This is a genomic window from Gordonia lacunae, from assembly GCF_002149015.1.
Taxonomy (GTDB): domain Bacteria; phylum Actinomycetota; class Actinomycetes; order Mycobacteriales; family Mycobacteriaceae; genus Gordonia; species Gordonia lacunae.
In genome coordinates, this window is the sequence record NZ_NGFO01000057.1 from 1 (window position 1) to 15,082 (window position 15,082).

Annotated in this window: 12 protein-coding genes and 1 pseudogene; 6 read left to right on the forward strand and 7 right to left on the reverse strand. The window is 69.0% G+C overall.

All coding sequences use genetic code 11. The annotated features are described in order from the left end of the window. The 3 genes and pseudogenes from CA982_RS25365 to CA982_RS25375 all read left to right on the forward strand — a co-directional run. Positions 1 to 210, forward strand: a pseudogene (locus CA982_RS25365) (hypothetical protein); the annotation flags it as partial. Positions 211 to 245: 35 nt separating this feature from the next. After that, the gene (locus CA982_RS25370; RefSeq protein ID WP_086537863.1) at positions 246 to 803 is read left to right on the forward strand and encodes a hypothetical protein; all 558 of its coding nucleotides are present in this window, start codon (positions 246 to 248) and stop codon (positions 801 to 803) included. A gap of 191 nt (positions 804 to 994) precedes the next feature. Next, positions 995 to 3,166 carry a glutamine synthetase III family protein gene (locus CA982_RS25375; RefSeq protein ID WP_086537864.1) on the forward strand — a complete coding sequence of 724 codons (2,172 nt, stop codon included), beginning with the start codon at positions 995 to 997 and terminating at the stop codon, positions 3,164 to 3,166. A gap of 144 nt (positions 3,167 to 3,310) precedes the next feature. Here the strand turns inward: CA982_RS25375 and CA982_RS25380 are convergent, their stop codons facing one another. Together CA982_RS25380 and CA982_RS25385 are read right to left on the reverse strand one after the other, a co-directional pair. Next, positions 3,311 to 4,207: an SDR family NAD(P)-dependent oxidoreductase gene (locus tag CA982_RS25380; RefSeq protein WP_086537865.1), complete on the reverse strand. Its 897-nt coding sequence runs from the start codon at positions 4,205 to 4,207 to the stop codon at positions 3,311 to 3,313. Between the two features lie 46 nt (positions 4,208 to 4,253). Beyond that, a complete protein-coding gene (locus CA982_RS25385) occupies positions 4,254 to 5,855 on the reverse strand; it encodes a PucR family transcriptional regulator (protein WP_086537866.1) in 1,602 nt (533 codons plus the stop codon). A 74-nt stretch (positions 5,856 to 5,929) separates the two neighbouring features. Between CA982_RS25385 and pruA the strand changes: the two genes are divergently transcribed. Both pruA and CA982_RS25395 read left to right on the forward strand, forming a co-directional pair. Then, complete coding sequence (pruA, locus tag CA982_RS25390; protein ID WP_086537867.1) at positions 5,930 to 7,576, forward strand: L-glutamate gamma-semialdehyde dehydrogenase; 1,647 nt, start codon at positions 5,930 to 5,932, stop codon at positions 7,574 to 7,576. Further along, positions 7,576 to 8,526: a proline dehydrogenase family protein gene (locus CA982_RS25395; protein ID WP_086537868.1), complete on the forward strand. Its 951-nt coding sequence runs from the start codon at positions 7,576 to 7,578 to the stop codon at positions 8,524 to 8,526. The genes pruA and CA982_RS25395 overlap by 1 nt, the downstream gene beginning before the upstream one ends. A 543-nt stretch (positions 8,527 to 9,069) precedes the next feature. Here the strand turns inward: CA982_RS25395 and CA982_RS25400 are convergent. The 5 genes from CA982_RS25400 to CA982_RS25420 all read right to left on the reverse strand — a co-directional run bounded on the left by CA982_RS25400 (position 9,070) and on the right by CA982_RS25420 (position 14,439). Then, positions 9,070 to 10,650: an FAD-dependent oxidoreductase gene (locus CA982_RS25400; RefSeq protein WP_086537869.1), complete on the reverse strand. Its 1,581-nt coding sequence runs from the start codon at positions 10,648 to 10,650 to the stop codon at positions 9,070 to 9,072. After that, positions 10,647 to 11,492: an FAD:protein FMN transferase gene (locus tag CA982_RS25405; RefSeq protein ID WP_086537870.1), complete on the reverse strand. Its 846-nt coding sequence runs from the start codon at positions 11,490 to 11,492 to the stop codon at positions 10,647 to 10,649. Before CA982_RS25405 ends, CA982_RS25400 begins: the two co-directional genes overlap by 4 nt. 38 nt (positions 11,493 to 11,530) lie before the next feature. Further along, positions 11,531 to 12,088: an FMN-binding protein gene (locus CA982_RS25410; protein WP_208618130.1), complete on the reverse strand. Its 558-nt coding sequence runs from the start codon at positions 12,086 to 12,088 to the stop codon at positions 11,531 to 11,533. 66 nt (positions 12,089 to 12,154) lie between these two features. Beyond that, positions 12,155 to 13,891 carry a substrate-binding domain-containing protein gene (locus CA982_RS25415; protein ID WP_086537871.1) on the reverse strand — a complete coding sequence of 579 codons (1,737 nt, stop codon included), beginning with the start codon at positions 13,889 to 13,891 and terminating at the stop codon, positions 12,155 to 12,157. A gap of 110 nt (positions 13,892 to 14,001) precedes the next feature. Beyond that, the gene (locus CA982_RS25420) at positions 14,002 to 14,439 is read right to left on the reverse strand and encodes a type II toxin-antitoxin system Rv0910 family toxin (RefSeq protein WP_086537874.1); all 438 of its coding nucleotides are present in this window, start codon (positions 14,437 to 14,439) and stop codon (positions 14,002 to 14,004) included. On the opposite strand from CA982_RS25420, the gene CA982_RS25425 reads away from it, so the two are divergent. Further along, positions 14,417 to 15,037, forward strand: a complete 621-nt coding sequence (locus CA982_RS25425; RefSeq protein WP_086537873.1) for a DNA-3-methyladenine glycosylase — start codon at positions 14,417 to 14,419, stop codon at positions 15,035 to 15,037. The two genes, CA982_RS25420 and CA982_RS25425, sit on opposite strands and share 23 nt — an antisense overlap. The last annotated feature ends 45 nt before the right edge of the window (positions 15,038 to 15,082 follow it).

Below are 15,082 nucleotides of genomic sequence, written 5' to 3' on the forward strand. Positions count from 1 at the left end.
GGCACTGTGGCACTGCGACACTGGCAGCGCCCCGCGTTTGCACCCGGCACCGTGCCCGTCACCGGTTACCCGGTCAGCCTGCCCACCTCGGCCGCCGCCCGCACCGGCGCCGGCCCGGTCGTGGCCACCGTGACCGTGCTGCGCGAGCAGTACAGCGGCACGGTGACCAGCAGCATCATCCCCGGTCTCAACGCACTCCTCGTGCCCTGACCGCCCACCTCGACACCGCAAAGGACAACCACACCATGACCTTTCCCAGATCCGCACACCTGGGCGTCGGCTTCCTCGCACTCGCCGCCGCCATCGTGACCGGATGCAGCACCGACACCACCTCCGACGCACCGGTCTCGTCGATCGCAACATCCCCAGCCGCGACCAGCCATTCCGCTGCACCATCACACGATTCGGCCCACCCAGCCACCTCCTCACAGGCCGCACCCCCCGCCGACAGCGACGGCGACGACGCCGGCGGGGAACAGTCCCCCGCCGCCGCACCCGCCGACAACACCACAGACGCAGCATCCCCACCAGCCGCCACCGAACGCCCCGTCGACCCCAACGAACCACCCGCAGGCGGCACCTACTGCGGCGACGGCTACAACGGCCTGGCGGTGTGGGCGTTCGGGCCCGACTGCGCGACCGCCCAGTCAGTGTCATCGGCTCTAGGTGCCAAACGTGCCGGCGGCGCCCACTTCCCGATCACGGTCACCGTCGCCGGAAGCAACTGGATCTGCGGCGAAGGAACAAACCCTGTCCCCTACATGGAATGCTCCGGCCTCGGCGCCGTGCGACTCACCTCCTGACGTCCACCGCCGGCCGCCACCTCACCCGCCGTTCGCGCCGGAGGCACTAGTTTTCCTCAGCGTCACACAGGTGCAATCGGCCGCATACACCCAGCTCATAGCGTCGAGACGCTCGCATCTGCGACAACGGCGTGAGGACGTCGTCGTGCGACCCCCGCGCATGTGGGGGCCGAGATCATCCAGGAGTGTCCATGAGTGGCAGCATGTCCCGCCGGCAGGCGATCGAGGCCGTGACGACCTACGACGTGTCGGCGCCGGGGTTCGCCGAACCGCTGGCAGATACGTTCGGGCGCAATGTGTTCAGCTTGTCGGTGATGAAGAAGCGGCTGCCGAAGCACGTCTTCAAGGCGGTCGCCGCGACCGTGGACACCGGCTGCGCGCTCGATCCCACCCTCGCCGACTACGTCGCGGTGGCGATGAAGGACTGGGCCATCGAGAGGGGCGCCACCCACTACGCACACGTCTTCTATCCCCTCACCGGGTTCACGGCCGAGAAGCATGACTCGTTCCTCGAACCCGACTCCACCGGTGCATCGCTCGCCGAGTTCGCGGGCAAGACGCTGATGCAGGGCGAGCCCGACGCGTCGAGCTTCCCCAACGGCGGCTTGCGCGGAACCTTCGAGGCCCGCGGTTACACGGGGTGGGACGTCACCAGCCCCGCGTACCTCCTGGAGAACCCGAACGGCAACACCCTGTGCATTCCGACGATCTTCATCTCGTGGACCGGCGAGGCCCTCGACAAGAAGACCCCGCTGCTGCGCAGTCAGCAGGCCATGAGCAAGCAGGCGATGCGGTTGCTCCGCCTGTTCGGACACGACGACGTCGACACCGTGGTGTCCTATGCCGGCGCCGAGCAGGAGTACTTCCTGATCGACGAGCACTTCTTCTATGCCCGACCGGATCTCATGACCTGCAACCGGACCCTGTTCGGCGCGCCGCCGTCGAAGGGCCAGGAGTTCGACGACCACTACTTCGGCGCCATCCCCGAGCGTGTGCTGTCCTTCATGATCGAACTCGACCGCGAGCTGTTCAAACAGGGGATCCCGGCGAAGACGCGACACAACGAGGTCGCGCCCGGCCAGTTCGAGATCGCGCCGGTCTTCGAACGGTCGGTCCTCGCGCACGACCATCAGCAACTGATGATGACCACGATGAAGGCCGTCGCCGAGAAGTACGGCATGAAATGTCTGCTGCACGAGAAGCCGTTCTCCGGCGTGAACGGCTCGGGCAAGCACGTGAACTTCTCGCTCGGCAACTCCACTCAGGGCAATCTGTTGAACCCGGGCGACACCCCGCACGAGAACATGCAGTTCCTCACCTTCTGCGGCGCGATCATCCGCTCGGTTCACCTCTATGGCGGACTGTTGCGCGCCGCGGTCGCGTCCGCATCGAACGACCATCGCCTCGGTGCCAATGAGGCTCCGCCGGCGATCATCTCGATCTTCTTGGGCGAGCAGTTGATGGACGTGTTCGAGCAGATCGCCAAGGGCGGCGCCACGGGCTCCAAGGCCGCGGGCGTCATCGAACTCGGCGTCGACACCCTCCCGCCGCTGAAGGCCGATCCGGGAGATCGCAACCGCACCAGCCCGTTCGCGTTCACCGGCAATCGATTCGAGTACCGCGCACCGGGTTCCAATCAGTCGATCTCCGACCCGATGGTCGCCATCAACACGATCCTCGCCGACTCGATCGACGTCATCGCCTCCGACCTCGAGAAGCTCCTCGCCGACGGACTCGACCTCGCGGACGCCGTCCAGAAGGTGTTGCAGGAGATCGTCAACTCGCATGGGGCGGTCATCTTCAACGGCAACGGCTACGCCGACGAATGGCAGGAGGAGGCGGCCGCCCGCGGCCTCAAGAACCTGCGGACGACGGTCGACGCGGTGACGGAGTACACCTCACCGGAGGTCGTCGAGATCTTCGAGAAGTACGGCGTGCTGTCGGCCCGCGAACTCGAGGCCCGTGAGGACGTCATCTTCGAGTACTACGCGCTGACCCTCCTCGTCGAGGCCAAGGAGACCGCGGAGATCGCCAAGACGATGATCATGCCGGCGGCGATCCGCTACCAGGGCGAACTCGCGGGCACCGCGGCGTCGCTGAAGATGGCCGGGATCGATGCTCCCACACCGCTGCTCGAGGAACTGACCGGATTGATCGGCACTCTGCACGATGGCCTGGCGGCGCTGGATGCCGGCATCGCCGGGATGCACGGTGAGTCCACGTTCGAGGAGTCGAAGTACGCGCTGGAGACCCTCATCCCGGCCATGGCCGCGGTCCGCGAGGTCGCCGACACCCTCGAATCCATCGTCGCCGACGATCTGTGGCCGCTGCCGACGTACAACGAGATGCTCACGATCCTCTAGACCGGCGCCCAGACCACACGCCTCCCGCGCACGTCGCGGGGGGGCGTGTCGCCGTCGGTGGTGGCCATGGTGCCCGACCGGTGCGCCTCACCCGCGTGCACGTCTCTGACATCACCCGGCTGCGACAGACCGCCGATCCACGACTCACCCCAGCGGCCAGCGGGTGCCGGTGAGATTCTCGGCCTCGCTCCACAGCCGGCCGGCCAGCTCGTAGTCGCACGCGACGCGAGCCCGGCCCGACAGCACCGGCCGGCCGCGCAGTCCCCACCGCCCGTCGACCCCCACGTAGCTTCCCGGCGGGATCGGTTCGGTCAGACAGTGCAGCGTGGGTGCCGCGCCGGCGACGACGTCGTTGCCGAACACTCCCGCCAGCCCCTGGGCCGTCCGGTGTACGACGCCCAGGCCCGGCTTGTTCGAGATGTTCGACGCGGCCCAGCCGGGGTCGGTGAGCATCGAGGTCACCGGTGACGCGACGTCGCGCAACCGCCTGTCGAGTTCGAGGCCCCACAGCATCACGGCAAGCTTGGAAGCGGTGTAGGCCCGCGGTGACGACCAGCGAGTGTGTCGGTGGTCGAGGTCGGCGGGGTCGATGCGGGCACGACGGTGCCCCTCCGACCCCACCGACACGACCTGCCGTCGGATACGCGGCAGCAGGAGGTTGGTCAGGGCGAACGGGCCGAGGAAGTTGGTGCCGATGCCCAGTTCGAATCCGTCCGGCGTCGTCCGGCGCTGGTGGGGGAACATCCCGGCGTTGTTGACGAGTACATCGACCGGACCGTCGAGTTCCTCGACAAAGGCCCGCACCGAGGCGAGGTCGGCGAGATCGAGTCGGCGCACCTCGCACTCGCCACCGAACTCTCGTGCGCGTCGGGCGCCGAGTTCGGTGTCGCGGACGGCAAGCACCACCCGCACTCCGGCCCGGGCGAGCGCCGCGGCCGTGGCCATCCCGATGCCGTTGGTGGCACCGGTGACGACGACCCGCGAGCCGGCGAGGTCGGACAGGGACTTCGACGTGGAGGGCATGGGCGCCACGGTACCCATCGGACGTCCGGGCCGGGCGTCACGCGGCCTCCCCTGCGCGGCCGCCTCACAAGACGCGCAACGACAGCGCCACGACGAGACGGGTCGCCGGCTCGTCGAGATCCATGCCGGTGAGGGCCTGCAGTCGACGCATGCGGTAGCGCAACGTGTTCGGATGGACATGCAGTGCCGCGGCCGCCGCGCGGACGTCACCGAAGTGATCGAGGTACGCGCGCAGCGACGCGGTGAACGCGCTGCCGGTGCGGTCGTCGAGATCCACGAGGCCGGTGACCCGGTTGTCGACGAGATCGGGGTTCTCCGAGAGCAATCCGATGATCTCGCCGAGGAGTACACCGGTGCGGGATCGCTCGACGGTGGCGACGTCGTCGATCAGGTCGGCCTCCCGGCCGGCCGCGTCGAGCACGCGGTCGATCGACCGGCGCAGATCGGTTGCGGCGGAGATGTTGTCAGGGCCGGCGACCACCGCCCGCGCCGGTACGGCGAACTGACGGTCGGCGGCGCCGACGGCGACCCGGGCCCACGTGACGGCGTCGTCGAGCGCGACGCCGGGCAGCACGACGTAGGCACGGTCGCCGATGGTGACCGTCACGGAAAGCGGACTGAATGCACTCGCGTGCAGCATGAGTGCCGAGATCTGTCCCCCCCGGATGCCGTCGGGTGTCGTGAACCCGACCATCGTCGCCGTGGCCGACGGCGCGATGCCGAGCTGTGCGGCGAGATGAGCGGTGTCGACCGGATCTCCGCCCACGCCGAGGAGTCGCCGCACCCGGTCATCGTGATCGGAACCGGCGGAACGACGCCGCGAGATCACCCGGGCCGCAACGGCTGCGGCACCGATGAGGACCTCGTCGGTGTCGCGGGCCGGTGGACGGGAGCCCTCCTGCAACCAGACGACCCCCAGCAGCGCATCGGCGGAACCGCTCGGGCGGGCGGCGGGTGCCGATCGGATGGCCACCGCGCGACGCGGCCGTAACCCCAGGTCGGCACGCGCATCGACGGTCACGACCCCGGGCGACTTCCGCACCGCGTCCATCACGCCCCACTCCCGCAACCAGGCGAGCATGTCCGGCGGGCCCTCACGGCCCAGGATCGACAGCCGGCGCAGTTCATCGGCCTCGTCACCGGCCGAGCTGTACGCCAGGACGTGCGCGTGTTCGTCCTCGATGCTCACCAGTCCACCTGTCCGCCGGGCGACCTCGGCCGCGAGCTCGAACAGGTCGCCGGTGCTCCCGGACTCCATGGACTCGCCATCTCCGGCCACACCGCGGCGGGCGTCGAGTACCCGGGTGACGAGGTTGTAGATCCGTTCCCAGCGGGCATGCGGGTCGATGGCGATGACCGCGATACCGAGTCGCTCGGCGAGACCGATCAACCTCGGGGTCGGGCTCTTGGTCAGCACGGCGACCGGCCGATGCGCACCGAGACCACCGAGCCATTCGACTCCGACCTCGTCGCCGAGTCCGACGAGCAGGAAGAGATCAGCCGATCGCGCCGCACGTCCCAGCCCGTAGCGGATGTCGTCGGTGTCGACCATCGCCAGCGTCGACACCGGGGCATCCAGTCCGCGCGGGGACGAGACCAGGGTCGCGACGGTCTGATCCAGGGCCAGGACCAGCCGCCCGAGAGCGATGCCCGCGGTCTTGTCCATACGGACAAGACTACGTCGCACATGTTTGCCGATCAGCCATATCGCGGCGTCGCGAGGGACGGTGGACTGGATCCATGGATGCCATCACCACTCCCCCTCGACCGTCCAACGAACCCGTGCACAGCTACGCCCCCGGGTCGCCGGAGCGAGCGCGCATCGTCGACGAGTTGGCGCGGCAGTCCCACGCCGGCCGGCGCGAGCTCCCCCACATCATCGGTGGGCGTCTGAGCCTCGGCGCCGGTGCGCAGATCGACGTCGTCCAGCCCCACGCACATCACGAGACCCTGGGCTTCATCACCAACGCCACCCACGACGACGCGCGAGCCGCGGTCGATGCCGCCCGCGCCGCCGCCGACGACTGGGCGCACACCAGCTTCGACGACCGGGCAGCCGTCATCCTGCGCGCCGCCGAACTTCTGGCCGGGCCGTGGCGGGAGCGGATCGCGGCCGCGACGATGCTCGGCCAGTCGAAGTCGGTGCAGCAGGCCGAGATCGACGCCCCGTGCGAGCTCGTCGACTTCTGGCGGTTCAACGTGGCCTTCGCCCGCGAGATCCTCGCCGAACAACCGGAATCGTCTCCGGGAGTGTGGAATCGCATCGACCATCGCCCGCTGGACGGATTCGTCTACGCCGTGACCCCGTTCAACTTCACCGCGATCGCCGCGAACCTGCCCACGGCGCCGGTACTCATGGGCAACACCGTCGTGTGGAAGCCCTCACCGACCCAGGCGTATTCGGCTCAGTTGATCATGGCCCTGCTCGAGGCCGCGGGTTTACCGCCCGGCGTGCTCAACCTCGTCCACGGCGACGGCGTGGCCGTCTCCGATGTCGTACTCGCCGACCAGGATCTGGCCGGCATCCACTTCACCGGGTCGACGCGGACGTTCCGCCATCTCTGGCGTGAGGTCGGGGCCAACATCGATCGGTACCGGAACTATCCGCGCCTCGTCGGCGAGACCGGCGGCAAGGACTTCATCGTCGCGCATGCCTCGGCCGAGCCGCACGCCCTGCGAACCGCATTGTCGCGCGGCGCCTTCGAGTACCAGGGCCAGAAGTGCTCGGCGGCGTCGCGCGCCTACATCCCACGGTCGGTGTGGGACCGGATGGGCGACGAGTTCCTCGGCGAGGCCGCCGAACTCACCTATGGCGACGTTCGTGACCTGACGAACTTCGGCGGCGCGGTGATCGATCGGCGCGCGTTCGACAAACAGGTCGCGGCGATCGACCGCGCGAAGTCGTCGGCGTCGCTCACCGTCGCGGTGGGCGGCGACTGCGACGACACCGACGGATTCTTCGTACGACCCACCGTGCTGCTGTCCGACGACCCGACCGACGAGGCGTTCGCCACCGAGTACTTCGGTCCGATCCTCGCGGTTCACGTCTACGACGACGCGGAGTACGAGAACGTCCTGGAACTGGTCGATTCGACGGCAACCTACGCTCTGACCGGGTCGATCATGGCCACCGACGTCGCCGCCGTCGCACTGGCATCAGACCGTCTGCGCAACGCCGCCGGCAACTTCTACGTCAACGACAAACCGACCGGCGCTGTGGTTGGACAGCAACCCTTCGGCGGGGGCCGGGCGTCGGGTACCAACGACAAGGCCGGGTCGAAGCAGAACCTGATGCGTTGGACGTCGACTCGCACGATCAAGGAGACCTTCACCCCGCCCACCACGACGACCTACCCGCACATGGCCACCGACTGGACGGGGATCTGATGGGCACCGTCTTCGACACCGTGTTGCGTCCGGCGATCGTCGCGGCGTCGCGGAGCGAACGCGTCAAGGTTGCGTCCGAGCGGTGGCCGGTGACCGAGAGAGTGGTCCGCCGGTTCGTCCCGGGCGAATCGCTCGCCGAGGCCATGGCCGCCGTCGGGGCCGAACTCGCCGACGGACTCGCCGTCACGGTCGACTTCCTGGGTGAGGACACCCTCGACGAATCCCAGGCCGACGCCACGGTGAGTGCGTATCTCGCACTGCTCGAGTCGCTGTCGACGGCCCGGTCGACACCTGACGGATCGGTGGAGGTGTCGATGAAGCTGACCGCGCTCGGCCTCGGCCTGCCGGAGCACGGGGCGAAGATCGCGGAGGAGAACGCGCGGACGATCGTCGAAGCAGCGGATGGTCTGGGCGTCCTGGTCACCGTGGACGCCGAGAACCACACCACTGTCGACCGGCGACTGGCGATCGTGCGGTCGCTGCGCGACGACTTCCCGGACACCGGCACCGTGCTGCAGGCCTGCCTCCGCCGGACCGAGGACGACTGTGCCGAGTTCGCCGCGTCGGGGGCTCGAATCCGCTTGTGCAAGGGCGCCTATGCCGAACCGGCCGCAGTCGCCTTCACCGAGCGCCGGCAAGTCGACGACAACTACCTCCGCTGCCTGCGGACACTGATGCGGGGGCGCGGATACCCCATGGTCGCCACCCACGACCCCACGATGATCGACGCCGCCACAATCCTCGCCGACGAGTTCGGACGGGCCCCGGGCACCTGGGAACACCAGATGCTCTACGGCATCCGCGTCGACGAACAGCGCCGCCTCGCGGCCGCCGGGGCCCGGGTCCGCGTGTACATCCCCTACGGGGAACAGTGGTACGGCTACCTCGTCCGCCGTCTCGCCGAGCGGCCGGCCAATCTCGGGTTCTTCCTGCGCGCGTTGGCGGGGTGAGCCGGTCCTCCGTCGACCGTGCGTCCCTTTTCGTCGATCGTGCATCGCTTTTCGGCGATCGTGCGCTCTCGGGTCCGTCACTGGGCCTGAGCGCGAGGGAGCGCAGGCGACGAGCCCACTCCCTGCTCCCTAATCCGAAAGAACCGCAAGCGACGAGCCCACTCCCTGCTCCCTGAGGTGCGAGGAGCGCAAGCGACGAGCCCACCCCCGCTCCCTGAGGTGCGAGGAGCGCAAGCGACGAGCCTCGAAGGGTCCGCCGAGCATGCACACAGACCCATGGCCCCAACACCCCGAACCCGTCGGCAGCGGCGACCCGAACATGGAGGGGCCCCGCGCACTGGTCGATGATTTGCGTCCACGTCAGCACTGCTGAAGGGCAATCTGCCCTTCGATCGACCTGAGGAGGACGAATCGTCATCCGATCGAGCAGTTGCGACTGCCAAGCCTGCTCACTGCGCGCGAAACAAACGCACAGTCAACGATAATCAACGCACAGTCGACGAAATCACCGCGAGACGACGGGCATCGCCATCTCGCAGGGATTCAGTACCCGGAGAACGAGTCGGTGTGAACACGCCAGGGCTGGGTCCTCGTGGACCCATCGAGGCGACGGATCGCCGCCGAGGTCCGTTCGACGAACGCCGGTGTGCCGGACACGTAGTAGTGGGTGCCGGTATCGCTGGGACCGGCCAGGTCGGCGAGCCGGGCCGAATCGTCGATCCCGTCGGCCAGCTCCGGCGCAACGACCGTGACGACGCGCGCGTTCGCTGTCCGGGCGCTCTCCAGCTCGTCGGCGTACACGGCCCGCCCGCGGTCCCGAAGGACATGCACGACCGTCAGGCCGGAGAGATCGCGGCCCGGCTCCGACCGAACCAGTTCCCGAACCATCGACACGAACGGCGTGATCCCGATCCCGGACGCGATCAGCACGACCGCGCCCTTCGACGGAAACGCGCGCGGGAGAACGAAGTCGCCGCCGACCTCGTCGACGTAGGCGCGGCGTGCGGTCCCCTCGACCAGTGCCGCCTTGTACGCGGACGGTGTCGCGGCGACGGTGAAACCGAACTCCACTGGTTTCTGCCGCGGGGCGGACACGAACGAGAACACCCGACGCGAGCCCGACCACACCGGCGCCGACCAGCGCGGCACGCTGACACTCGACCACTGGCCCGCCCGGAACGTCGCGGGCACACCGACCGATTCGCCGCGCACCGCGTAGGTCCGGTCGGCGACCGGGATGGTCACCACGTCGAGCGGCACCCGGCGCGCGGTCCCCGACACCAGGCGGACCGCGAAGGCGTACAGACATCCGACGAGCAACGCGACCTCGGGCACGAACGCCAGCGTGTACGAGTCGGTGATCGCGATCGTGTACTGGCAGTGCATCAAGACACCCACCAGCGCCGCATAGACGAGCCGGTGGATCTCGGTGGCGGGGGACGTGAGCGGCTCGGGCAACATGATGGCCGCGACGAACAGCATGGGGCTCGACACGACCCACGTCGACAGGTCCTGCCCACCCCGCACGAACTCGACGACCCCGATCGTGACCAGCGAGGCGCCGATGAACACCAGGGCCAGCCGCCACTCGCGGATCAACGTCACCACCACGGCGCCGACCACGATCATCGGCACGAGCAGCGGTTCGGCGGCCACCCACCAGAAGGGGAAACTGATGCCCTCGACACCGGCATAGGCCAGCGCATAGCAACCGATCGCGCCCGCGACCGCGGGATTGACGATCAGCCGACGACGCCACGCGAGAACATATTTCGACGCAGCGGCGATCGCCGCGCCCACCGCAACGGTCGCCACCGCGGTGTCCTCGGAACCGCCGGGCAGCACGAAGAACAGGATCAGTCCCGTGATCAACCACGAGTCCGAGTTGGGCGGCACCCGCACCACCGCGGCGCAGGCGTAGCTCACGACCGCGCTGACCCCGACCGCGACCACCAGCCACACCGCGAGGTCGTCCGGGCCGTACCCGAAATCCGGGTCGGTCGCGGACACGACGAAGGCGGCCACGGCCAGCACCAGCAACCCGCACAGCACCGCCCGATAGGGGGTCAGGTGTCGCCGGGCGGCATCGATCGGCGAGCGAAGCTGCGGCAGAAGCGTTGTCACAGGAACAACTCCAATCCGGGGATCGCGGTGTGCTCGACGCTCCCGTTGCGTCGGATGGTCACGTGATGAAAGCCCTCGCGGTGGTGGTCGAAGTCGCCGCGCAGGAACGCCGCCGGCGTGAAGAACAGCGCCGTCGCCAGGCCGTCTGCCTCCATCGCCGACGGCGCGATCACCCAGGTCGCGAGGACTTCCCGGGCGGGCGAGGCGGTCCGCGGGTCGACGATGTGATGCCAGTCGGCCCACACCCGCCGATTGCTCGCCGACGCGCAGATTGCGCCACCGGCGACGGACACGACACCGATCGCCTTCGTCGCGTCGGACGGATGCTCCAACGCCACCCGCAGGCCGCGGGAACGGGGCGAGATCACCATGTCGCCGCCGGCGTCGACCACGAAGTCGTCGAAGCTGTCGCCGACGATCTCCGCCACCCGGTCCACCGCGAATCCCTTTCCGGCAGCGCCGACGTCGAGCAACGCCGGTTCGCGGAGCTCCAGCGCGCCCGCGTGCTCGCCGATCACGGCGTCCCAGGCAGGGGCGACCGGCACCCGGGCGGACGCGCGCAGGGTGTAGATGGCGTCATAACCCGCGTCGGCGAGCGTCTGCCCCACCAGCGGCGACACGGCACCGCCGGTGAGGTCGTAGAGACGGCGGTACCAGTCGACGAGCGGCTGGTCGGTGTCGGCGATCGGGTATCGGCCCGCCTGCCGGGCCATGTCCGCGACCATCGAGTCGTCCCGGAACCGCGACCACGCGCGATCGATCCGGTCGATCTCGGCGTCCACCGCGTCGACCGCGTCGGCGGGGAGTGGCTCCGGTGTGCTGATCGTCCATCGGGTACCGATCGCGTCGAAGCCCCAGTGGTGCGCTTCGCCGAGGGCGGTCAGGCCTGGGCCTCTTCCTTGATCTGTGTGATCGCCTCGTTGAAGCCACCGGAGGTGAGCGACGAGCCGGACACCTTGTCGACCTCGATCTCGTCGATGTTCTTGCCCACCACGACATCGGAGATCCCGCCGGCGAACTTGCCCTGGTACTCCAGCGACGGCCCCTTGGTCTGGCTCGTGTCCACCGACACCGCCGTGATGACCGAGTTCGACAGCGTGACGGTCACGCCGACACTTTGCGGGCCGCCCGGCGAGATGTACTCACCGCGAGCGGTGTACTCGCCGTCCTTGTACTCGCCGGAGCCGGCGTCGGCGACCTCGGTGGCGGCCGAACTGTCCGCCGTGGTCCCGGTGGTCGACTCCCCCGACGCCGAGTCCTCGGTCGAACACGCGCCCGCGACGAGTCCGACCGCCGCCATCGCCGCGACCACCCCGCCCGTGCGGGCCAGGGCGGACGAACCCCGAGACGGTCGGGACGGACGGGTCGGGCTCGGGGACACCGAGTCGGTGATCGTGCTCGGCTCGGAGGTCGTGGGCGTCTCTGCGATGTACGTCATGTACCAATTGTGCCGATCGCGGGCGCATTCGTCCCGACGACGGCCGAGGCGCAGGCGAAACCGGTCTCAGCGTCCCGCGGCCGCGACCCTCGCCTGGATGGCGTCGACGAACACGGTGCGGATGTCGGCCGCGTTCTCCGCGACGTAGGTGGTGCCGCCCGTGGCCTCCGCGATCTGCTTGAGCGCATCGGAGTCCGCGTCGTCGGAGATGCCGATCGTCAACACCAACACCGGTCGTGCCGGGTCCTCGAGGCGCTTCAGTTCGGCCAGCAGAGTGTCGAGCGTGATGCTGTCCGGGTCCTCGTTCTGCCCGTCGGTCATGATGATGACGCTGTTGGAGTAGTTCGGGTCGTAGGTGTCCTGCACCTTCTTGAACGCCGCGAGGGTTGTGTCGTAGAGCCCGGTGCCGCCACCGAGATCCGAGAGTCCCTCTTCGACGGCCCGGCCGAGGGCGTCACGGTGAGTACCGCTCCCCGAGCGGGCATCGAGGCGGCGGATCGGGGCGAGTTCCTCCCAGTCCTGCCCGGGCCCGCCCTTGTTCACGCTGAACGCCCAGCCGCCGATCATCGTGTTGTTGGGGAAGAGTTTCAGTCCGGTCTTCGAGGCGTCGATCAGCAGGCCTGCCCGGGTGGTCCCACCGGCCGGCGTCTCCATCGATCCGGAGGTGTCCTGCACGACCAGCGAACGGATCGGCACACCCAGGACCTGCCACTGGCGCAAGGCCTTGTCGACCGACGACGGGTCGCGCAGTTCGAGCTCCTTGACCGGCTGGCCGACGCCGTTCCCGTCGGCGTCGCGGTATCCCGAGTCGGCGAGTGCAGCGCGGCCGGCGTCGGTGCCCAGGGCGGCCACGAGGGCCGCTCCCGCGTCGGCGGACGCCTGCTGACGCGCCGCGGGTGCCGTGTTGACCAGCGGGTAGTCGAGCATGACGGTGCCCGACGCGGGAATCGTCGACGTCAGCTCGGAGCCCTGGTGGGTACGCACGAACAGGTCGAACTGCTGCTCGGTGGTGACCACCGGGACGCCGGAGGTGTTGGCGAGGTTGAGCCGTGTGCCCTCGTTGTCGTTGGCGAGACGCGCATTGTTCTGCTGGATGGCGAGGATGGTCATCGCCTCGGTGAAGTCCTCGTCGGCGAGTTCGCCGGAGTCGACCGCCGCGAGGGCACCGATGATCGGCGCGTCCCCGGTGCTGGTGTCCACGGGGCTGCCGGTGCGCAGATCCGGGAGCTTCATGACCTCGACCCAGGTACCCAGCGCGGGCACGTCGGTGCCGGCCACGACGGTCGGGGTCGACGCGATCGACGGCGACACCATGTCCAGTTCACGACGCACCTGGGTCGTCACCCGGCGGGCCTGCACCTGCGAGTCCGCGACCCACAGGTCGGGAGCGGCGGCACCCTGCGTGAGAAGTCCGGGCACGTCCGCGCCCGCGGCGGTCTGCACGTCGTAGTCGAAACAGGAATCCGCGGACGCCTGCCGCGCCACCTCGCGCAGCGGACCCGTCATCGCCGAGTCCGACGCGACGGCAACCCGGGTCCGCTCACCGCAACCGCCCGAACTCGTCTGCCAGATGATCACACCGGCGACCAGGGCGACGACGATCAGCAGAGCGGCACCCGCCCACAGCCATCCGCCGCGACGGCCCCCGTCGGTGTTGCGATGCTCGAAACCGAAGTCGTCGTCGCTGTCCGACCGGGCATTGCCCGACGGAGACTGGGCACGCGGCGGGACCGCCCCGCCCGTCCGGTCGTTGCCGTTCCACTCGTTTCCGGCGCGATCGGCACCGGAGCTGTGACGCCCCATTGTCTTCTTCCCGTTCCCCTCGTACGGCGGCCTGCAGACCTGCCCCGAGCGTGGCCACCGCACGACACATCGACGCATCGGCGGTCGCGGCCAGCGCGCTCACGCGTGGCTCAGCCGAACACCTCACGGAACTTCAGCAGCGACTTACGCAGATCCCCCGACACCGCCATGGCCGCGGTCTTGCCCACGGGTCCGATCAGCGGCAGCCCACCCAGATCAACAGTGAAGGTTACTTCCGATCCGCTCGACGTGGGAGCGATGCCCAGATCCAGCTTGGCCTTGACCCCGCCTTTGCCGTTCCCCTTGAGGCGGACATGGGAGACCGGCTCGAACTTCTCGACGACCCAGTCGAAGCGGACTCGGGTGCCCTTGACCTTCACGATCGACGAGATCTCGGTCCCCTTGCCCAGTTCGGAGGCGGCCGGAAGGGGGCTGCGCCATGTCTCGTGGATCACCAGCCATTCGCTGTACCGGGAGAGGTCCGATGCCGCGGCCCAGGTATCTTCCGGTGACAGATCAACGCCGATGGAGTCACTCGTCTTCGCCATGACCCAAGAGAGTAGTGCCCCCGCCTCCGCCGCCGAACAGGCACGTTCGCTGCTGGGCTCGCACCTGACCGGGCACGGTGTGACGATTCGGCTGACCGAGGTCGAGGCGTACGCCGGTCCCGACGATCCCGCGTCGCATGCCTACACCCGAACGGCCCGGTCGGAGATCATGTACGGCCCGCCGGGCCGGCTGTACGTCTACCGCATCCACGGCCACCACTGCGCGAACGTCGTCGTCACCGGCCCGGGACCCGCGGCCGCGGTGTTGCTGCGCGCGGGCGAGGTGACCGACGGCGCCGAACTGGCGCGCGTCCGCCGCGGTGCCACCCGTGTCGGGCCGGTCTCCGACGACCGACTCGCGAGCGGCCCGGGAAACCTGTGCCGCGCACTGGGGATCACGATGACCGACCTCGACACCGACCTCACCGACCCGTCGACACCGGTCGTCCTCGAGCCCGGGACGCCCCGTCCCGGCGAACGCCTGATGGCCGGCCCGCGGGTCGGCGTCCGCCGGGCCGCCGACCTCGACTGGCGGTTCTGGATCGACGGGAACCCGACGGTGTCGGCGTACCGCCGGCACCCGCGAGCAGAGCTCTGAGGACTACTTCTGCGGGTGCTGGGGGTTCTGGGGCTGGGGGTTCTG